Annotated in this window: 14 protein-coding genes; 9 read left to right on the top strand and 5 right to left on the bottom strand. The window is 43.3% G+C overall.

Going from position 1 to position 22,411, the window contains the following annotated elements; genetic code table 11:
• Positions 1-213 precede the first annotated feature (213 nt).
• Positions 214-543: a hypothetical protein gene (locus HNW13_RS13435; RefSeq protein WP_101087976.1), complete on the top strand. Its 330-nt coding sequence runs from the start codon at positions 214-216 to the stop codon at positions 541-543.
• A 12-nt stretch (positions 544-555) separates the two neighbouring features.
• Here the strand turns inward: HNW13_RS13435 and msrQ are convergent, their stop codons facing one another.
• Both msrQ and msrP read right to left on the bottom strand, forming a co-directional pair.
• Positions 556-1,161, bottom strand: coding sequence for a protein-methionine-sulfoxide reductase heme-binding subunit MsrQ (msrQ, locus tag HNW13_RS13440; protein WP_101087974.1), 606 nt, complete (start codon positions 1,159-1,161; stop codon positions 556-558).
• A complete protein-coding gene (msrP, locus tag HNW13_RS13445; RefSeq protein WP_192115972.1) occupies positions 1,161-2,198 on the bottom strand; it encodes a protein-methionine-sulfoxide reductase catalytic subunit MsrP in 1,038 nt (345 codons plus the stop codon). The genes msrQ and msrP overlap by 1 nt, the downstream gene beginning before the upstream one ends.
• A 308-nt stretch (positions 2,199-2,506) precedes the next feature.
• On the opposite strand from msrP, the gene rmuC reads away from it, so the two are divergent.
• From rmuC to recD, 8 genes are all read left to right on the top strand, one after another.
• Entirely contained in the window at positions 2,507-4,003 is a 1,497-nt protein-coding gene (rmuC, locus tag HNW13_RS13450) for a DNA recombination protein RmuC (RefSeq protein WP_101087970.1), read from the top strand.
• A 155-nt stretch (positions 4,004-4,158) separates the two neighbouring features.
• Positions 4,159-6,087, top strand: a complete 1,929-nt coding sequence (locus tag HNW13_RS13455; RefSeq protein ID WP_192115973.1) for a transglycosylase SLT domain-containing protein — start codon at positions 4,159-4,161, stop codon at positions 6,085-6,087.
• A gap of 374 nt (positions 6,088-6,461) precedes the next feature.
• On the top strand, positions 6,462-7,373 hold the full coding sequence (locus tag HNW13_RS13460; protein ID WP_192115974.1) for a MoxR family ATPase: 912 nt from the start codon (positions 6,462-6,464) through the stop codon (positions 7,371-7,373).
• A 12-nt stretch (positions 7,374-7,385) separates the two neighbouring features.
• Positions 7,386-8,504, top strand: coding sequence for a DUF58 domain-containing protein (locus HNW13_RS13465; protein WP_192115975.1), 1,119 nt, complete (start codon positions 7,386-7,388; stop codon positions 8,502-8,504).
• Complete coding sequence (locus tag HNW13_RS13470; protein WP_192115976.1) at positions 8,501-10,570, top strand: DUF3488 and transglutaminase-like domain-containing protein; 2,070 nt, start codon at positions 8,501-8,503, stop codon at positions 10,568-10,570. Before HNW13_RS13465 ends, HNW13_RS13470 begins: the two co-directional genes overlap by 4 nt.
• A 103-nt stretch (positions 10,571-10,673) precedes the next feature.
• Positions 10,674-14,483 carry an exodeoxyribonuclease V subunit gamma gene (gene recC / locus HNW13_RS13475; RefSeq protein ID WP_192115977.1) on the top strand — a complete coding sequence of 1,270 codons (3,810 nt, stop codon included), beginning with the start codon at positions 10,674-10,676 and terminating at the stop codon, positions 14,481-14,483.
• A complete protein-coding gene (locus HNW13_RS13480) occupies positions 14,483-18,367 on the top strand; it encodes a UvrD-helicase domain-containing protein (RefSeq protein ID WP_192115978.1) in 3,885 nt (1,294 codons plus the stop codon). Before recC ends, HNW13_RS13480 begins: the two co-directional genes overlap by 1 nt.
• On the top strand, positions 18,361-20,424 hold the full coding sequence (recD, locus tag HNW13_RS13485) for an exodeoxyribonuclease V subunit alpha (RefSeq protein WP_192115979.1): 2,064 nt from the start codon (positions 18,361-18,363) through the stop codon (positions 20,422-20,424). Before HNW13_RS13480 ends, recD begins: the two co-directional genes overlap by 7 nt.
• Before the next feature lie 109 nt (positions 20,425-20,533).
• Here recD and HNW13_RS13490 read toward each other — a convergent pair whose 3' ends face one another.
• The 3 genes from HNW13_RS13490 to HNW13_RS13500 form a co-directional block, all read right to left on the bottom strand.
• Positions 20,534-20,791 (bottom strand): hypothetical protein, encoded by a 258-nt coding sequence (locus HNW13_RS13490; RefSeq protein WP_192115980.1) that lies wholly within the window; start codon positions 20,789-20,791, stop codon positions 20,534-20,536.
• 549 nt (positions 20,792-21,340) lie between these two features.
• Positions 21,341-21,676 carry a hypothetical protein gene (locus HNW13_RS13495; protein ID WP_192115981.1) on the bottom strand — a complete coding sequence of 112 codons (336 nt, stop codon included), beginning with the start codon at positions 21,674-21,676 and terminating at the stop codon, positions 21,341-21,343.
• Positions 21,677-22,094: 418 nt separating this feature from the next.
• Positions 22,095-22,406 (bottom strand): hypothetical protein, encoded by a 312-nt coding sequence (locus HNW13_RS13500; protein ID WP_192115982.1) that lies wholly within the window; start codon positions 22,404-22,406, stop codon positions 22,095-22,097.
• Between the last annotated feature and the right edge of the window lie 5 nt (positions 22,407-22,411).

The following is a 22,411-nucleotide window of genomic DNA, read 5'->3' on the forward strand; positions in this document are numbered from 1 at the left end:
ACGCCGTTAGCGGAACAAAGATCAGTTTGATAGTCGTTAATATTCTAAGCAGATGTAATTAAGTAATATGTGAACCACAATCAAGATTCGGCCCCCATTTAACGTTATGCTGCGTCAGTCAAGGTCAATTAATACGCTAGTAATACTGGCAATGATGTTATTGACTACGTTACTGATGACATTTGTTATCGCACGTTATTGAGGAGAATTAGTATGTGGTGGCGAGTAACCATTATTAGCTTGGCTTACCTATTATTGGGCGCACATTTCTTACGATTCGATCAGCATATAATGGCTATTATCGCCATCTGTTCACCATTGCTGATGTTCATTAGACACTCATTTGTGCGCACATTACTCAAACTGGGGTTACTGATCAGCGTGGTATTTGTGTGGGCGGTAACCACGTTCAATTTCATCGATATGCGCATTGCACTCGAACAGCCTTGGTTAAGATTGGCCATTATCATGATATCAGTGATGATATTTACTGTGTTTGCGGCATTTTCAACCAACGGCCTCAATCAAAGATTGAGGCGTTAGCCATAGTTTGGGTTATTTTTTCGGCTTCAACCATTTATAAATACTGTCTTTGCGGTAAAACAATAGCACCGCAAATAGCGCAATATAAATGCTAGGTTCAATAATTTCAGACTTTACCGACCAATAAAAGTGGATAGGTGCCAATATTGCAGCCAGATAAATCCAATTGTGCAATGATTGCCAGCGTTTACCCATACTGCGTTTAATCCGGTTCGGAGAGGTTATCGCCAGTAATAAAATGATAATCAAGGTCGCCGCGCCAACTAAAATATAAGGCCGCTTTATGACCTCTTCAAACAATAATCCCCACGCAAACAACAAATCTAAGCTAATAAATGCACTGATGTGCAGCAGCGCATAGGCGCACACATACAAGCCCACTAATCGACGAGTTTGTATCAGCGCTGCTATTTTAAAACGCTTGGCGATGGGCGAAATAAGCAACGTCACTAACAGGCTATTGATCGCGCCCATGCCGGTATAGTGAATAATATACTGCACCGGATCGCCGCCCGCATTGTCTGTTAACACTAGCGCCACGAGATAAAAGGCTGGCAATAAAAAGCTAATATGCAACAACACCTTTAACCAAAACAGACCTCGAGGGCTTATCCGCATTAGTAAAACTTCCTCAAATCGATATTTTTGTATAAATCGGCCACTGAATCGCCATAACCATTGAACATTTGCGTAGGAATACGTTTAGCAGAAAATAAGCCGCCTTCACCAATACTGCGCTCAGATGCTTGCGACCAGCGAGGATGGTCAACTTCTGGGTTTACATTGGCGTAAAAACCATACTCACTCGAGGCCAATTGGTTCCAGCTTGTCGGAGGCTGTTTATCCATCACCCGAATACGCACAATAGACTTAATACTTTTAAAGCCATATTTCCAAGGCACGACTAAGCGGATTGGGGCACCATTTTGTGGCGGCAAGGTTTTACCATATAAGCCTACGGCTAAAAACGATAAATCATTCATTGCCTCGGCAACCGTTAAACCCTCAACATACGGGTAATGGATCCCACCACCCATTAAGCGACTCTTTTGTCCAGGCATTTGGTCCGGGTCAAACAGGGTTTCAAAAGCAATGTGAGTCGCATTACTTTGCACGCCGGCTTGTTTAAGTAAGCTAGCTAACGAAAAACCGACCCATGGAACCACCATCGACCAAGCTTCAACACAGCGTAAGCGATAAGTGCGTTCTTCTAGGGCAAAACGGGTTGTCAGCTCATGTAAATCTAGGGTAATCGGTTTATCGACTAAACCATCGATGGTTAGCGTCCATGGATCAACCTTAAACCCTTGGGCATTATCAACTGGGTCCGATTTGTTGGTACCAAACTCATAGAAATTATTGTGACGAGTCACCTTGTCTTCAGGGGTGTTAGGATTAGGTAACACAAATTTGGCAGGTGTGGCGTATTGCAATCCTTGAGTGACAAAAGGATTTTGTGCTTTTTGCTCGCCAAACAAATCAAAAATACCGGCTTGAACCTGACCAGGTAAACTCGCTCCTAATGCACCTAACCCTAAGGCTTTAATAATGTTACGACGATCATTAAATACCGACTCAGGCGTAACTTGGTTATCAGGAATATGCCAAGAAGCACGTTTTTGTATGCCTTGAGTAAAACGTTTTTTACCGGTCATAAATCACCTCGTTAAAATATTTGTCGACAGCCAAGTGTCACTATAATCTGCCTTACGTCTCTCAATAGACAGGTAAAAAGCTATTTTTATTTCAGCTGATGGTTAAAAACAACTAAAAACCGCTAACCTTTATCTATTCGCAAAATAGCACACTGAGCATGTCATCATAGTTGTCTGTACGCACCAATATTGCGAGTAGATTTAAATTTAATCATTAACAACAATATTTCATTAAATCCTTAGTTTACCCCTTGCAGCTGCTTATTAGCCGTGCGACCCTTAACCATTATTTTCTATCGGTTTTTGTTATGCCTTTTGCAGTGTCGTTAACTCCTCCTCAAATTGCAGCTGTGATTGCTGTCGCGTTTGTTGCCTTTTTAATTGGCGCCCTAATCAATCAACGATTAACTCGTAAACGATGGGAGCAGCTTAAACTTCAACATGAACAACAAACACTTCAACAGCTCAACGAAGTTCAAATAGAAATGTCGAGATTACAAGATAATCTCGATGATAAAATCGATCACAGCAATCATCTGCAAAGCAAGATAGAAGATTTGATTGGCCAACTTTCCAGCGCAGAAACCAAAGCAGACAGGGTTAACCTCGTCGAGCAACAAATGGTCGACACGCAACATCGTTTAATGGAATCGCAGCTCAACTTAGCCAAGTCAAACGCGGTGCAACAAACGATTTTGGTCAAAGCAGAAACTGAGCAAAAGTCATTACAAGATAAAATCGTGCTTCTCGAGTCTGCTGAAGAACGCCTTAAACTGCAATTTGAAAACCTGGCTAATCGGATTTTTGAAGAACGCAGTGAAAGCTTTAAACAACAAAATGTCTCGCAAATTGACGGTGTTCTCGGGCCACTGAAACAACAATTAGAAGGTTTCAGACGTCAAATTCAAGAGTCGTATACTCATGAGCAATCTGAACGTAGCGCATTGAAACATCAATTAGATAATTTGCGCGATCTCAACTTAAAAATGAGCCAAGACGCCATTAACCTCACCAAAGCACTTAAAGGTGACAACAAGCAGCAAGGTAATTGGGGCGAAGTTATTTTAGAGCGCGTACTACAAGAAAGTGGTTTACGCGAAGGTCATGAGTACCAAACCCAACAAGATTTAAAAGACGATAACGGCAAGCGTTTTAAGCCCGATGTGATTGTGCATTTACCCGAGCAAAAAGACGTAGTAATCGATGCCAAAATGTCGTTAGTTAGCTATGAACGTTACTTTAATAGCGAAGACAAAGTTATTCGCGACCAAGCCATAAAAGAACATGCATTATCAATTAGGCAGCATATTAAAGGCCTTAGTCAAAAAGATTATCATAAGTTGCATGGCCTTAAAAGCTTGGACTATGTGCTAATGTTCATTCCCATTGAGCCGGCATTTTTACTGGCCATTGAATACGACCCAAGCTTAGTCAATTTCGCTTTAGAGCAAAATATTATGCTGGTGAGTCCGACTAACTTATTAGTGGCTTTGCGTACTATCAATAATATATGGCGTTATGAGTACCAAAATCAAAATGCCCAAAATATCGCCAAACAAGCAAGTCGTATTTACGACAAATTATGCGGCTATTTGGAAGATATGGAAAAACTCGGGCGCGCCCTAGATACGGCAGATAAAAGCTATCAAAGTGCCATGGCAAAATTGTCTTCGGGCAAAGGTAACGTCATTAGACAAGCGCATTACATGCAGCAATTAGGCGTAGACACCAGTAAGCAGTTAGATAAACAATTGCTCAACCGTGCACTTGATGAGTCAGTCGAAAAGCACGCCAGTAATAGTTAATCGATAAAATGAGTGATGATTAATCTTTATTTAAGCAACAAGGTTAATAGTCACTCAAGCCGTAATATATTTATTTACAGCAACACTTATTAGCAATCATTTATCAAACACATACTGATAGCAAACGAAATACAGAGGCGGAGATTGTCATTTAAATGCGTAAAACTTGGGCGAACACTTTAATTACAGGCGCATTATTACTTAGTACATCATTGGCCTTTATTAGCCAAGCTAATGCGCTGACTTCACAACAGCAACGCTATCTTGATGCTCGCCAAGCTCTGGATAAAAAACAGCTCGACAAGTATCAAGCCCTTCGCAACCAACTCGGCGACTATCCATTAACGGTTTACCTTGATTACCACGCAAAAATCGACAGCATAGTGCAATCTCCTGGCGACAAAGCGCTCAATGCCATCAACCAATTTGATACCACGCCACTTTATAACAATGCGCGTTATCGCTACCTGCTCAATGCCGGTAAAAAACAGCGTTGGCAAGACTTTCTTGTGATAGCGCCAGACACTCCTAACGATGTGCGCTTACAGTGTTATTACTACCAGGCTCAACTTGATGCTGGTAACGAAACCATGGCTTACAAAGGCATAGAACGTTTATGGGTTCATGGCTATTCACGTCCCAATGAATGCGATGCGGTGATAAACCAATGGACTAAAGCGGGCTATCGCACCCAGGAGCTCATTTGGGCGCGGATGTTGCTCAGCTTTAATGCTAGTCAATCCAGTTTGCTGAGTTATTTATCGCAAAAAGTCACCCAACACGATAATGAAGCCAAACTACTATTGTCGGTTTATCGCGACCCTAATATTTTACGTCACATGAACAAGTTTTCCAGCTCTAAACCCATAGTGGGCGATATTGTTGATGCCGGCTTACGTAAGCTAGCGCAAAAGGATTTACATCAAGCGATTAAATTGTACGTTAAATATCAAAAAGCCAACCGCTTCAGCGACCTTGAAGCGCGCCAGCTCAATCGCTATTTAGTCCGCCGAGCGCTGATTAAGCAAGACGCCAAACTGGTGGCGCATATTGATACCATGCTGCCATTACTGAAATCGGACGATTTATACGAAATGCGCCTACGTTGGGCTATTCGTGAGCAAGACTTCAGCACAGTAGAAAAGTATTTAGCGTTATTGAGCGATCAAGGTAAGGTCGATTCTCGCTGGCAATATTGGCAAGCTAAAATGACCTCGCGCCATGACAAAAACCGCGCAACCCAATTACAGTCAACCTTAAGTGGTGAGCGTAATTTTTACGGTTTTAATGCGGCTGAAGCGTTAGGCAAACCTCTGGCGATGAACGACGACAATTTAGCCCCTAATCCAGCGTTGCAAGCAACATTAAACCAAGACCCTGGTTTGGCGCGCGTAGTCGAATTAATGGCTTTAGATAAGCAAATCGATGCTCGCAACGAATGGCTGTATTTAATGCGCCGCCACAACAGTGAAATGACCGCCCAATATGGTCTATTTGCCTTAAGCAATGGCTGGCATGCGTTTAGTGTTGAATCCAGTATTCAGGGAAAATTATGGAATTCACTTGTACTGCGTTTTCCTGAGGCAGCTAACGATGAGTTCCTCAAAGCCAGTAAAAAGTTCTCGGTAGACATTGACGAAATCCGCGCTATTTCTCGTCGAGAAAGTGCGTTTTATCTGTATGCCACCTCTGGTGTGGGGGCTAGAGGCTTAATGCAATTAATGCCTGCTACCGCCAAACAAACGGCCAAAAAGAACAAAATACCTTTTAATAACGTAAAAGACCTGTACGACCCTAAAGTGAACATTATGTTAGGCAGCGCCTATTACAGTGAGTTACTTAAACAGTTTGACCAAAACCGCGTGTTGGCAACAGCAGCGTATAATGCTGGTCCTGCCAGCGTGAGACGTTGGTTAAGACAGTCTAATGGCAGCTTAGATGTGATGAGTTTTATTGAAACGATTCCTTACACAGAAACTCGCGAATATGTTCAAGCGGTGTTGAGTTATCGAATGATATTCCAACAGCAAAAATCGTTAAGTGAAGGAATGTTTAGTTCAAAAGAACTCAGCTACCTTTATTAAGCACGATTAATTGTTAGTTACCTTTTTAGTTGCTAGCAGTTAGTTTTTGTTAGCAGTTGTTATTCGTTTTTATTCGCAATAGCCGCCACGCTGTGGCGGTGTATTTTGTTTCACACCCGTCAGCAAGATAACGTATGCTTTAAATATGGTACAGACTGGCTGATTATTGAAGTCCACTTGTGGGTAAATGCAATAGGCCATATGGATCAGGCAATGAGCAATCGTGGCAATATATCAAAGTTAGAAACCGAAGCGCTAAAACATAACTAGAAATCATAGCGAGAAATGGCTTTAGAATAAAACGACAAACCATCACTACAAACCGTCATTTACAATAAACCCACAACGGTTTATTACTAACAGTTGGAGTTTTCGTGTCGCAATCAACTATTCAAACATTACTTAACCAACTAAGCCAAGTATTGCTCGGTAAACCTGAGCAGATAAAACTTGCCGTCGCTTGTATCCTCGCCAAAGGTCATTTACTGATTGAAGATCTACCCGGCATGGGCAAAACCAGTTTGTCTCAAGGTATTGCCAGCAGTTTAGGCATGAGTTACCAGCGGATCCAATTTACCAGCGACATGCTACCAGCGGACATTCTTGGGGTGTCCATTTACAGCAAAGAACAACAACAATTTATCTTTCATAAAGGCCCGATATTTAATCAAATGTTGTTGGCAGATGAAATTAACCGCGCCAGCCCCAAAACCCAAAGTGCTTTACTCGAAGCCATGGCTGAACAACAAATTACTATCGATGGCATCACCCATCCGCTGAGTTCACCATTTTTTGTTATTGCCACCCAAAATCCGGTTGATCAAGCTGGTACCTTCCCGTTGCCAGAATCGCAACTCGATCGATTTATGATGCGTATTTCTATCGGTTATCCCAGCGCAGAAGCCGAGTTAGCCATGTTAAAATCGCGCACTCAAGCCAATAAACCAGTATCATTATCACAATGCTTAACGCCGCAAGAGCTAATGCTACTGCAACAACAAGTGGCGCAAGTGTCGGCATCTGATGCGGTACTGAATTATTTAATTGCCTTGGTTGATTTTTCTCGGCAACACAATGTCGCTAACGGGTTATCGCCACGAGCCAGTATTGCTTTGCTACAAGCAGCCAAAGCATGGGCTTTTATCAATCAACGCCAGTACGTGGTACCCGAAGATATTCAAGCGGTATTTGCCTCGGTTGCCGAACACCGCATTCGCAGCAGTAGTCAATTTCAAGGCCAAGCGTTGTCTGACACTATTCTCGCCAGCGTCAACCCAATACGTTAACGGCGCAAGCACATGGCTAAATCGACGACAGCAAACAAGCACTCTTCAACAACCTATGCCAATGGCGCTATTAAGCCGTCTAGGTTACGTCGGTTAATTCCAGCATCGTTAACCCAACGCTGGTCAAGGTGGATAAGTAAGCGCCTGCCACCACAAAAGCAGATTACCCTCAGCCACAAAGGTATTTTTATTCTCCCCAGTGGTTTTGGATTAGTGTGGATTGGGTTGATCGTTTTACTGTATTTGTTTGGCACCAATTATCAAAATAACTTAGTGATAGGCTTAAGCTTATTACTTGCCAGTGTATTCCATACCTGCATTATATACAGCTATAAAAACCTCGCTGGGTTAACATTTAATGCCGTCGCGCCACCGCAAGGTTATGCCGAAGACAGCATGCCATTTCCTATCATGTTAACTGGCCATACACGCCAAAATAATCCCGACACCACCCACCAACAAATTTGTTTGCAATTTAGTTACCAGCGCCATGTTCGGGTTAAACAAATGCACGAGCAAACCATTGCGATTGTGCCGTTTGAACAGCCTAAACGTGGCAAATTAAACCCTGGGCGAATCAAAGTCTCATCCTACTTTCCGTTAGGATTATGCCGCGCATGGTCCTATGTCGACTTAGACATCCACCATGTTATTTTCGCTAAACCAGAAATGTGTGATATCGAATTGGCAAGCCACATTAGCGACAATGATAACCACAATGAACATGGTAAATTGCGCCCAGGTGTTGACGACTACAAAGGCTTACGCAGCTATATTCCCGGTGAATCACTTAAACAAGTGGCGTGGAAAAAATGGGCTCAGGGCAAAGGCATGTTATCCAAAGAATTTGCTGAGCCAGAAGGATTACCCGTTTGGTTAACCTTGGCCAACACATCGGGCAATGACATTGAACACAAGCTCAGCAAACTCGCATGGCAAGTCGATAAGTTAAGTCAATCGCAGCAAATATTTGGCTTAATTCTGGATGAGCATATTATCAATCAGCAAACAGGCGAAGCCCATCGAGTGGCTTGTCATACCGCCATTGCAACTTATCATGCACCCACACATATGAATCCCGATTTTAATCCAGGTAATGTGGCAACCTCATCCGTGGGTGAACCATCATGACCGATAACTTTGATACCATCATTAGCCGCAATACCTTGTTTTGGTTGTTAATCACCAATGTCGCTATTCTGAGCCCTTTACATCAACAAGCGACCCTGTGGAGCATTGGTATTTGTGCCATTTGTTTTGTTTGGCGCGTGGGGATTTTTCTCGGCAAAGTAGCCGCTCCGCCTAAACTATTGGTAACCACTTTGGCCATTGGCGCCGCAACCACCCTCGCCTTAGTGTCGAGTGAAATCGGTTTGCTCAATGCGTTGGTGAATTTATTAATTTTAGGTTACGCATTAAAATATATTGAAATGCGCGAACTGAGAGATGTTAAAGCCATTGTGTTAGTCGGCTATTTCCTTATCGGCCTGACCTTGCTTGATCAACAAAGCATGCTTAATACCCTGCACTTATTGGCGGTAGCGGTGCTCAATACCGGCGTATTAATCAGTGTTTACCAAGACAAATCGAACAAAGTCGCTAACCTCAGTTTTAGCCTTAAAATAATATTACAAAGTCTTCCGTTAGCCATATTACTGTTTGTGGTGTTTCCCAGATTAGGCCCGCTATGGTTAGTACCTAATATGAAAACGGCCAAGACAGGTTTATCTGATGAAGTGTCATTTGGTGACATTAGTAAGCTCACTCGCTCAGCAGAATTAGCCTTTAGAGTGGGTTTTGATAATCCAGATGGCAGCACCCTAGGACCTGCCAATCAGGATTTGTATTGGCGTACTCTGGTGATGGAAAATTATGACGGCAAAACCTGGCGTCAAGACCCCAGTATTCAACAAATTCAGCGACAAGCATACTTTAACAAGCCCATGCGCCAAACCCCTAATAACGTTGCTAATGCTAATCCTAATCCTAGCAGTAAAAAAATCGACTATGTGGTCATTAGCGAACCCAGTCATCAAAAATGGCTATATGGCTTAGATGAAGCGTTTAGCAGCAATGATCAAGTGGTTGAATTAGCAGATTATCGTTTGTATTCGTTAAGGCCTGTCGATCAGCGAATGAGCTATAGAGTGACCTCATATCCTGAGACGATCATGGGTCTCAAACTCGACTCAAATACCCAACAGCTAAACCTTGCGTTGCCAGCCAATAGCAATCCAAAAACCCGAAAACTCGGTTTGCAGTTCGCCAAAGATTATCCAGATCCACAAGCGCGTATTAATGCGATGATGAATTACTTTGCTGAACAAGCCTATTACTACACCTTGAGCCCGCCTAGTGTTGGCGAGCAACAAATTGATGATTTCCTGTTTGAAAACCGTGCAGGATTTTGTGCTCATTACGCCTCTGCGCTAGTGTTTATGGCACGCGCTAGCGGCATTCCGACTCGTATGGTGACCGGTTATCAGGGCGGCGATTATAATGCCAAAGCGGGTTATTACAGTGTTTATCAATACATGGCCCATGCATGGACCGAAGTGTGGTTTGAAGGCCAAGGTTGGCAGCGTTTTGACCCTACCGCAATGATTGCACCGCAGCGGGTATTAGATGGATTTGACGCCACCTTTGACAGCCAAAGCAGCTACTTACAAGACAGCCCTTTTAGCACGCTGCACATGAAACAATACCCATGGTTAAATGAATTGCGCCAACAATTTGCCAGTATCGATTACTACTGGAGTGTGTGGGTATTAGGTTTTGACGAGCAACGTAAACAGCAAGTGTTAGCAAAATTATTGGGTGATGTTAGCAGCACCAAAATCGCCTTACTAATGATTTTTAGCTTTATCATTATCGCACTGGTTATTGCCTATTACGCCGGTTTGTTCAATGTTGATCGCCACCAAGATCCGCTTAATAAACGCTATCAACTCATTTGCCAACGCTTAGCTAAAAAAGGCATCGCCCGTCAACAAGGTCAAGCAGCGTCTGATTACGCCGCAGCGGTTAACGCACATTTAAGCGCCCTTACCCCTCAAGTGGCAGCGGACTTTACTGCCCTAAGCAGTGCCTATGTAGCACTTAAATATCAACCACTGTCGGAATTACAAATCCAGCAACAGCAGCAACGCTTTAGGCAGTTATATCGCCGATTACGCTTACGGCTGTTACGCAATTGATCTTGCGCACAACATCAGCAATCATCCTGATTATTAACGGTTTTGATTGATGATTTAAGGCAGAGTCCATAGAATGAATTAATCTCAAATTAGCGGGTCGCCCATGCTTACTTTAATTCAATCTAATCAGATGGAAGTGTTATCTGAACAACTGGCCAAACTGTTGGCTATTCGTTTAGATAACGTTAGTTTATTAGCCAGTGAGCATGTGTTAGTTCAAAGCCCGGGGATGTCGACTTGGCTGCGTTTAGAAATCGCTAAACACAATGGTATCGCCGCCGCATTATCGTTCCCGTTACCCTCGAGTTTTACCTGGCAGTTATGCCATGATTTACTGCCCGATGTACCCAAAGATAACGCCTTTACCAAAGCGGCGATGACGTGGAAATTAATGGACTTATTACCAAGTCTGTTAGATAACCCTGACTTTAGCCCACTCAAACAGTACTTATCGCCTCAAGTTGATACCACAACTGATATCGCTGATACCGATGTTCTTGATACAGATGTAAACGCAAATACTGAAACTGATACCGATACTAATACTAATACTAATACAGCAAACACCCACGCCATATTGCAGCTCAATCAGTCACATGACGCAATTAAACTATTTCAACTGTGTGGCCGCATTGCCGATATTTTTGACCAATACTTAGTCTATCGCCCTGAGTGGATTTTAGCGTGGGAGCAAAACCAGCCATTATCGAGCCTAGACAACCGCTTGGCGTTAGATGAAAACCAGCTATGGCAACCGATCCTGTGGCGAGCATTAATCGATTATAACCAACATCATTTGCACGCCAGCCATTATCATCGCGCCAATTTACATGCCGATTTAATTGCAACCCTGGCTAATCCAGATACCGATTTATCGATGTTGCCCGCGCGGTTATACGTGTTTGGTATTTCATCCATGCCGCCACAAACCCTCGATGTGCTGTACCATTTAGCCAGTCGAATTGATGTCATTATGTTATCTCTCAGCCCTTGCCAGCATTATTGGGGCGATATTATTGAGCCGAAAACCCGCGCCCGCATGGCACTGCAATATGCCAATAAAAAACAACTCGACCAAGACTGGGAAGACAAGCTCGAAGTGGGTAACCCTATACTGGCCAATAATGGTCAAATGGGCCGCGAACTGCTGGATTTATTACTGTCTCTGCCGCCAGAACACACCGATTTTGGTTACGACTGTTATGTTGAGCCTGAGCCGAATAATCTGCTGCACGGGGTGCAATACGATATCTTACAAATGGAAACACTCGGCCAGCCATTAGGACCAAACGCCAGTTTGTATCAAGACATTCATGCCCGCCGCACCTTATTGCCAAGTGATGACTCAATTACCTTACGCAGTTGCCACAGTGCCCTGCGCGAAGTTGAAACGTTACATGATCACCTTTTAGAATTGTTATCAAACAACAGCGACTTAAGCCCTAAAGACATCGTGATCATGATGCCCGATGTCGCAGCGTATGCGCCGTATATTGATGCGGTATTTGGCACAGCCAACAGTCAGTATTTTGCCGACAAAAATCCGCAAAAAGGCGATTACTACATACCTTACGCCATTGCAGACAGGGGCGCAGCGCAAGAGTCGCCGCTGATTAATAGCTTTTTAAGCCTGTTAAATATCAATCAAAGTCGCTTTGGCCTCACTGATATTATTGGTATTTTAGAAGTGCCTGCTATTTTGCGTCGCTTCCAACTCGATGATGACGAATTGTCATTAATCCGCCGCTGGCTAGACGATGCGAATGTCCGTTGGGGCCGCAGTGAACAAACTCGCAGCCAACTAGGCGTGCAGCCTTTTACGCAAAACTCATGGGCATTTGGTATTAAGCGTTTAATACTGGGCTACGCATTTAACGACGATGCCGATATTTATCGCGATACTTTAATGGTGCAAGGTATTGAAGGTCAGTCATCGCAGGCATTAGGTAAGTTGCTCAACTTTTTAGAAACCATCGACACCTATTTCAACTTATTTGCCAATGATTACAGCACCGCAGAGCGCCTTGAACAATTACAACAACTACTCGCCGATTGCTACGACACCACAGATGATGAGCGTGAACAAATTCAAGCCATTCGAGATGCATTAGTCACCCTAGACACTGAGCTTGAAAGCGCCGGTCATCAAGGCCAAGTCGATATTGAAGTCCTAAAGCAGTGGTTTAATCACCGCTTAACCGAATCTCGGGTCGGCCAGCGTTACCTTGCTGGTAGCGTGAATTTTTGTACCTTAATGCCAATGCGATCAATCCCCTTTAAAGTGGTGTGTTTACTGGGAATGAATGACGGCGTCTATCCGCGAGTACAACATCCTGTCGGGTTTGATTTAATGGCGCATTTTGGCCCTAAAAAAGGTGACCGCTCGCGCCGATTAGACGACCGCTACTTATTCTTAGAAGCATTACTGTCGGCCAGAGAGCAACTTTACATCAGTTATATTGGCCACAGTGAGCGCGATAATGCTGAGCGCATTGCCTCAATGCTAGTGTCTGAATTGGTCGAATATTGCCAACTCAGCTACCTACCGCAATCCTTACAGCAACAGCTTGAACAACAAGCCGAAATCAACCTTGATGATGCCGATAAAACCGTACTGGCACAGCTTATTCAAGCACAACCTTTGCAGTCGTTTGACGCTAAACTTTTCCGAGAAACGCCACTATCTGCGCATAGTGTGAATAAGCTGCAACATAGCTTTAATGCCCAATGGTGCCCGCCACCAGCCAATGCGACCATTAACAATCACTTTTTTGAGCAAGCATTACCTTTGTCGGCTGAACAGGCAGATGAAGTGTTTGCCCATACTCATATTAATAGCGAAGGCATTAAAGTGGTCGAACTCGAATTGTCGGCATTAATCCGTTTTTATCGTAATCCAGCGCAATTCTTTTTCAACCGCAGTTTAAAAGTCGATTTATCACTGGATATTCAAGCCGATGACAATGACGAACCGTTTAGCTTAAATGCACTCGAGCGTTATTTATTGCAATCACGCATGCTCGACAATGCCATTGAACATCAACTCGACAGCCCAGATCTCGAATTACTCAGTAAGCTCAAAACCAGCGGTGAATTGCCCATGGCGCCGTTCGACGACTTGCTAATTAACCAATATTTACGCGATATATCGCCGTTGATTAATCGGGTGCAGTTTTTACAAGACCAACAAGCCATGCACACGCTGAATGTGGATCTTAACTTTGATCTACCGACCCAGAATTTTCCAGCGCATGCTCTATCTGTGCAGGGTTTACCAGCACAAGCAGATACAACCCAATCGTCCACCGTGCGAGTCAATCTTGTCGGCCGTATTGACGACATTCTGCCTAAAGGCTTAGTCAATTACCGCCCCGGCACTGCCCACGGACGAGATTTTATTCGAGTATACTTACGTCATTTATGCATCAACGCCATGGCCAATTCGTCCACCTCAGGCATGGGTAAAAATCAATTCAGTTACTTACTCGACATCGGCCATTTTCATGCCTTTGCGCCTATCACTGCTGAACAAGCGCAGGCACAACTCATGCGCTTTATCAGTGGTTTTATTCAGGGGCAAACTCAACCCTTGTGCTTTATGCCTAAAACGGCTTTCGCCTATGTTGAAACCGATGGCGACCATGAAGAAAAGCTGCTTAAAGCCCAGCAAAAATGGGATGACGGCCAAAACCAGTTCGGCGAAGGACACGACCCACATAACCAGCGTTTATTCCATTTCCCAGAAGACTTTAGCGAAGCTAGGTTTGGTGCATTAGCCATCCATTTGCTGCAACCCATGTTAAGCCAGTATCACAAAGATAAACTGGCAGAATTAGACACCTTTGTCAGTGGCACCGCGGTCGATATTCAAGCGCAACTCATTGCCAACGCAGCTAAACTAGGAGCGCATTAATGGACGCTATTACCGTGACACCGCTTAATGCCCTCACCTTACCGTTTAGCGGTTCCAGCTTAATTGAAGCCAGTGCTGGTACAGGGAAAACCTATACTATTTCCGGTTTGTATTTACGTTTATTGTTAGGCCACGGTGGTAAGGCGCCGTTAAGTTGTGAGCAAATTTTGGTGGTAACCTTCACCAACGCCGCCACCGAAGAACTCAGAGACCGAATTCGTAAACGGATTAACTTAGCGTTTAAACGCTTTTTAGGTTTAGCCGTAAACGATGAGTTTATTGAACTGCTTTACCAAGACACCTCGGAAGATGAACGTCCTATTGCGTTAAGACGCTTAGACTTAGCGTTAAAGTCGTTAGATGAAGCGGCCATTTTTACTATTCACGCCTTTTGCCAACGCGTGTTGTCAGACATGGCATTTGAGTCGTCATTGCTATTTGAGTCCGAATTTACCCTCGACGACAGTGAGTTTTTACACCATGCAGTGCGCGATTTCTGGCGTGAAGTGTGTTATCCATTACCGCCCTTTTTAGCCCAAGCCATTAGTGATGTGTTTGCCGAACCTGACGTGTTAGCGCAAAAGCTGCGACCGTTATTAGGTGCAAGCCAAGCGGTATTGTCAAAGCAGCCTCTGGCCTTTGAAACCCTACAACAACAGCTAAGCCAAAGTATCAGCCGCTTTACTTTATTGTGGCAAAGCCTGCACGACAGCACCCTTGAATTATTGCAATCGCTACCATTAAACGGTCAACGTTTTGGCAAAGGCGCCGACGGTTACCCTAAACTTAGCCAACTGTTTGATAGCATTAGTAACTGGGTAAAATTTGGCCAAGGATTACCGCCAATAAAAGCGCTGGAGCAATTGGCATTATCCGAGCTTAAACTCAATAAAGGTGGCGTTATCCCCAGTGCTGCTGAAGCGCCGCTACTTGACCATATTGAGCGTTTATTGGAGTTGATTAATCAGCTTATTCCGTCATTTTTAGTGCGCGCCCGTGAGGGAATTCGCCAACGCTTTGCTGGCCAAAAACAGCAACGCAATTTGATGACACCCGATGACCTATTGCTCAGCTTAGCCATGGCGCTCAGCCAAAACCCAATCACCCTAGCCCATGCCATTGCTAAACGTTTTCCGGTCGCATTAATTGATGAGTTCCAAGACACCGACCCATTACAATTCACCATTTTTAATCAGGTGTATCAACAGCCGTTAGCATCACAGCTGGACTTAGCCGCAGATACCACTGTGCACAGCCCAAATGATCACAGTAAAAGTAATGACGACATTAGTAATGACAACAACGATGATGACGCTAACAAGAGTCGCTTAAGTTTATTAATGATTGGCGATCCTAAGCAGGCTATTTATGCTTTCCGTGGTGCCGATATTTACACTTATATTGCCGCGCGCCAACAAACACAGGCCCATTATAATCTTGACACCAATTACCGCTCATCAACTCAATTAGTCAATGGCATTAATCAGCTTTTCAGCCAACACCAAGACCCGTTTATTAGCCAAGCTATCCCCTATGATATTGTTAAAACCCCATCATCGGCAGCCAATAAACACCTGAGTGAAGCGACAACCAATCCAGCAGCGTTGCGGATCCGCTTATTAGCCGAAGACGATGTTAATGGCCTCAATAAAACTACTGCAAGACAACGCTTAGCCGCTGATGCTGCCAGTGAAATAAAGCGCTTACTCACCGAGGCGCAACAGGGATTATGTAAAGTTAATAACAGCCTTGAACAGGAAGCTAAACCGCTCATTGCCAAAGACATTGCCATATTGGTGCGCGACCGTAACGAAGCCGCTGTAATGAAGGCGGAATTATCAGCACGTAAAATTGGTGCGGTATTTTTAAGCCGAGACAGCGTATTTAACACCATTGAAGCCCGTGAAATGGCGATTTTATTGTATGCCTTAGCCACGCCTAAAAATGAACGCGCTATCCGCGCCGCACTGGCCACTGAGCTTGTTGGTTTTAATGCCCAACGGATCCATCAATTTAACCAAGATGAAGAACAACGCCAACAGGTATTAGATCAATTCACTCATTGGCATCAGTTGTGGCAACAACGCGGCGTTATGCCTGCGCTGCTTAACTTTGCCAGCGAAACTAAACTGATCCATCGTTATCTGTCGCAATCTGTCACGGCTGACATCAATAGTGTTGATAAACATAACGCTAATGCTCACAGTGATAGCAGTTATAGTGACAACAATAGTGATAGCACTTATAGCAGCAATAGTGACAATAGTGACAACAGCTTTAATGATGCTGATGACGACAACGCAGCAGATCTTAAAGCCTCTGGTGAAAGACGCTTAACCGACTTTAGGCATTTAGCCGAATTACTGCAGCAAAAGGCCACTGAGCTAGATGGTAGCAGCGCCCTTATCAATTGGTACGAACAACAACTGATTGGTAACAATGGCGGTGATGAGCAGCAATTGCGCTTAGAAAGCGAACAGAACTTGGTGCAAATTGTCACTATTCATAAAAGTAAGGGCTTAGAATATCCGGTATGTTTTGTGCCGTTTGTCAGCTTAGCCCGCGGCAATAAAAAACGCCCTGCGCCGATGATGTACCATAAAAATGAGCAGCTCATTTGGGATATCGACGCCACCGACGAAGGCTGGGAACAACTTAAACAAGAAACCCTCGCTGAAGATTTACGCTTATTGTATGTGGCGTTAACGCGACCGGTTTACGTGTGTTATTTGTATATTGCCAACCAAAGCCGTCAATTAAAAGCAGGGATCAGCAGCCAATTACATGAAACAGGCATCGGTTATCTGTTGGGCATTACCGACAAGAAAACTGACTTTGCTCTTATTCAAGCCAAAGTGAATGCAATTGCCACCTTGCCAGCGATGAGTGTGGAATGCTTAGGCAACGATATTGACGATTCAGTGCTCGCCGATATCCACGACAATAATGACCCGCTAGCGGCCAAAAAAGTCACTCGCGTTCAGAGCCTTGCGTGGCGCGTGGGCAGTTATTCTGGCTTGGTGAAACATCTGCCTCACGAGAGAGTCGCACCCGGTGCCGACGATGAAGACTTCACCGATGAGTTAATCCAATTACAGTTACAAGATGAACTCACCAGCGAACCCGTACTTGATCGTTTTACCTTCGAGCGCGGTGCCAATGCCGGTAGTTTTATGCATTTAGTGTTAGAACTGTTTGATTTTACCCAAGCAGATACTGAACTGACACCAGCACTAACAAAAGCCATGAAACAATATGGATTTGACGAAGCCCTATGGCTGCAGCCGTTAATGGACTGGTATCAGCAAATATTGGCCGCGCCGCTGTTTATCAAGCCATCGTCAGAGGACACATCACTGATATTAAGCCAATTAGGCATGAAGCAAAAAATGGTCGAAATGGAGTTTTACTTGCCTATTTCAACCTTACAAGCATCGCAATTAAATCATATTTTGCAGCAGCACGGTTATGTCGCCGGACTCGACTTTGATACCTTAAAAGGCATGTTAAAAGGCTTTATCGATTTAACCTTTGAGCACCAGGGCCAATTTTATATTGCCGATTATAAGTCTAACCATTTGGGCGATAACTATAGCGACTACACTCGCTCAGCCATGGCTAAAGCCATTGATGCTCATCGTTATAATTTGCAATACATCTTGTATACCTTGGCATTGCATCGTTACTTATCGCTTAGATTACCAAACTACAATTATCAGCAACATATTGGCGGCTGCTATTACCTGTTTTTACGCGGCATGCATCCTGTTCATCCTGGCGCTGGGGTGTTTTATGACAAACCACCGCAAGCGTTAATCGAACAACTCGACCGCTTATTTACAGGTAATACAGACAATCGTGCGCCGGAGACGTCATCATGCTAATACTCACCCATCCAATCACTGAGTTATTGCACCTTTGGCAAGAACAGCGGCTCATTACCGCACTCGATCGTCATTTTGCTTTAGAACTGGCCAGTATTGAAACCATCAATAACGATCCCGTAATAAGCGAACAACAGCCGCAACTGTTCTTGCTTGTTTGCGCCATGCTTAGCCAGCAATTGTCGAATCAGCACAGTTGTTTAGTCATCGAGCAAATTGATTTAGCCAATCCCATGGCAGAAGACAACCGCGGCAACGCTGAAATCAATTGTCGGATTGAGCTTAACCATCAACAATTGATTGAACAAATCGCGCTATTTGATGCCGTCGGCCAGCCTGGTGACAATAAACCGATGATTTTTGAACATGGACGCTTATATTTAAATAAGTACCACTTCTTTGAAACTCAAGTGGCGGCTAAGTTGACCCAATTAGCCAATCAACAGATTGAAATCGACCTAGCTAACAGTAATCTGCCGCAACTCATTGAATGTTTATTTACCGCAGAAGACAGCAATAGCAGCCCGTTTAACTGGCAAAAAATAGCCACGGCAACAGCGTTGGCAAAAGCATTAGCGGTGATCACTGGCGGCCCAGGAACCGGTAAAACCACCACAGTAACTAAACTATTATTGTTACTATTAACCCAATCGCCACTAACAATCCGTTTAGTCGCGCCCACAGGCAAAGCCGCAGCTAGGCTGAGTGAGTCTATCAAGGCGTCTAAACATCGTTTACTGCAACAGCTAACCCAAGTGAGCGACCCTGCATTGGCGAAAGTATTAACAGATTCGCTAAAACAAATACCTGAAGAAGCTTCAACATTGCATCGACTATTGGGGGTTATCCCAAACTCGTACCAATTCAGGCATCATCAGGATAATCCGTTGCGCTTAGATTTACTGGTGGTCGATGAAGCATCGATGGTCGACTTACCCATGATGTACAAATTACTCAGTGCCCTGCCGTCTCATGGTCGTTTGATATTGTTAGGTGACCAAGATCAACTCGCATCAGTAGAAGCTGGCGCAGTGCTGGCGGATATTTGTGTTGGCTTAAAACAAGCTAATCAGCATGAGGCATCGCCATGGTCAATGCGTTACAGCGCAGCACAGGCAAAGCTCATTGAGCAATTAACCCAACAAGATGTCAGTCAGTTTATTCATCAACAGCCTAAAATTGGTGACAGTTTGTGTATGTTGATGCACAGCCATCGTTTTAAAGGTGATGCCGGTATTGGCCTATTAGCCAATGCGGTTAATCAATCTAATGTGCATGCGATTCGTCAAGTGTGGCAACATGATCATGCCGAATTGAATTGGTTTGAACATCAGCATAATGCCCAGGGAGATAACACTGGCAAACAAGCGTTATTGGCATTATCGGTACAGGCTTATGGTGAGTATCTGAGTTTGGTACAAGAAAATCAGCAAAGGATAAATCAACAGACCATTATTGATCAAGCGGATCGACAGGACAGTGCCATAACATTGCCTCATTCTGAACAAACCATCATCGACAGCTTCAACCAATATCGAGTCTTGTGTGCCATGCGAGCAGGTGAATTTGGGGTTGAGGGAATGAACATCGCCATCACCGACAGCCTTAAACACGCCAAACTGATTAATCCCCAAAATGAGTTTTATTTAGGTCGACCAATCATTATTCAAAGTAACGATTACAACTTAGGCTTATTTAATGGCGACATTGGTTTAATCTTGCAAGACAGCACTAAGCCAGGTCGCTTAATGGCCCACTTTGTTATGGCCGATGGCAGCCTGCTTAAAGTATTACCCGCACGCTTACCCAGCCACGACACCTGCTACGCCATGACAGTACATAAAAGCCAAGGCAGCGAGTTTGATAAAGTCAGCTTTGTATTGCCGCATAAACCCAGCTCCGCCCAATGGCAATTACTCAGTAAAGAACTGCTTTACACCGCCATCACCCGCGCTAAAAACCATTTTTATTGTTTAGGCACGAGCATGATATTTGAAAAAGCCAGCAAACAAGCAACATCGCGCGCATCGGGGCTAGCTTGGAGATTGTGGGGCTGATTGTGAGAGAAGTAATATGAGCGCTATTTCAGGGTAAGCAAGTGCTCAATAACAAACAGATAATGACGACATAATATTGATGAAAACGGGAAACTCATAGTGCCGTTGATTAAGCGAGACGCTGGCGGTTGATTTTCAAAATCAGCTTCCATGTGAGCTTAGCCAAAACATCCATGTTTTGGATACTCGCTAACTCATCGGCATCTATCATTTTATTATCTTCGATTTGGCTTTTTGTGACTAACTTAGGTAATTTGTTATGCTCCTTACAAGCTAGTGTAGCTATCATTAACTTCAACGTTGATATACCTCTGCTTATTATCCAATACAATTGAAATAGTAATAGCATGTAAGCTTGAGCTTTCATCTCGAATTATGCCCTGAAATCTATTGGTGTATTTGTCATAAGTGAAAAGGATATTTTGGGCGTTAAGATAATTCTCAATAGCTTTAGCTATCATCTCCAACTTTCAAGCTTTGAACAATATTTCTCTCAACCTGTTCCGAAGTTAATTCAGCTTTTTGTCCACATCCAAATAAAGAAGCGATAAAGAATAAGACGATGTAATAATTACGCAAAACTTGAGCCTCTCTTTGGCACATAACGTTTTAGCATTTGTGCGATGCGCACTTTGCATGCCGCAAACAGCTTGGTAGACTTGCCCTATGCCGAGTCAAGGTTAATTGATAAGTTTTATACTAAAGGAGTTTTCTTTTTTGATATCGGCTCTGGGCTGAAGAGCAATTTTGAATTGATTACAAGGCTTGATTTGTACTTATTTCATTGAAATCCCCTTGCCATTGTGGTGTTCCAACACATCTTTTCTAAGTCTAGTTAATTCAATAACTGTAGTTCAATCTATTGAAGTATCATTTTGCTCCACGCAACAGCTTAGTTCAACACCAAATTATGTTGCTAGTTTGAAGAAACATACATAGCCCAAGATCCAAGAGCAAAAATACTGCCAAAAATAGTTAGTATTGAACAAATTTTAGCTAAAACAGACCATATTTTTTTCCCTTGATATGTACTCGCAGACTTCCAGACAGCAATACTAATCAAGATAAAATAAACGGACTTTAAACAATCTCCGATAATTAGCGACTCTACCGTTGTTAATTTTGAAACAATTAAACTAATAATTACACTTATTAAAACGAATCCAGCCCAAAAGACATCAACTAATCTAAAACTCCCGGAAAATAGTTTTTTAACAAAATGTTGTTTTTCTTCTAATGCAACATCATTCATTTCGAATCTTCCTTTTGCAACAAGGCAAATCTATGCCATTCATTTTTAATGACAATTAACATAACTGCTTTTAGCGTTGATTGCGATAGCTTTCTGACTATTCAAATGTACAAATTGAACGCAAATCATCAACAAACTGAGAGATAGTGGGAAATGGTGAGCAATGAGGTAAACCCAACGCAGCACTAACTGTGCTTAATTGATATTAAGCGGGAAAAAATATTATTGTTTTAGTGCTAGATCCAACAATTATGAGTGGCCATTCTTTAGTACTCTTATGTCTAAATACACGACGAATTGATTGCTAACCAGCATACGAAGTAGATGGATTTGTTGATTGATTTAAATTTGACTGCAAAAGCAGCCAAATAAGCTAAGCTCGCCTATTGAATGGCGGGAGGCTCATATATGTTATATTTTAATTTACTTTAGTTGCATTAATAACGATTGAACTACAATCACCAGTAACATATGGGCCAAGAACAAACTTTAACGATGAAAAATGATACTCTAAATCACAATATTCATATATTGATTCCAGCTGTGAATTTTTTGTATAAAACCGTGCAACAATAAGTTTTTCATTTTGTTGAAGAACTAAAGCTGAATTAGACAATAAAGAACTTTTCACATCTTCTTGTTGTGTCCCAACCTTAGGTTTTGGTGCTTTAACAAAAGTGGCAATTAAAGCATCTTTTACCTTTAAAGGGTTACTTTGCTCAGCTTTCATCACTT

Source organism: Shewanella sp. BF02_Schw, from assembly GCF_014596695.2.
GTDB lineage: Bacteria > Pseudomonadota > Gammaproteobacteria > Enterobacterales > Shewanellaceae > Shewanella.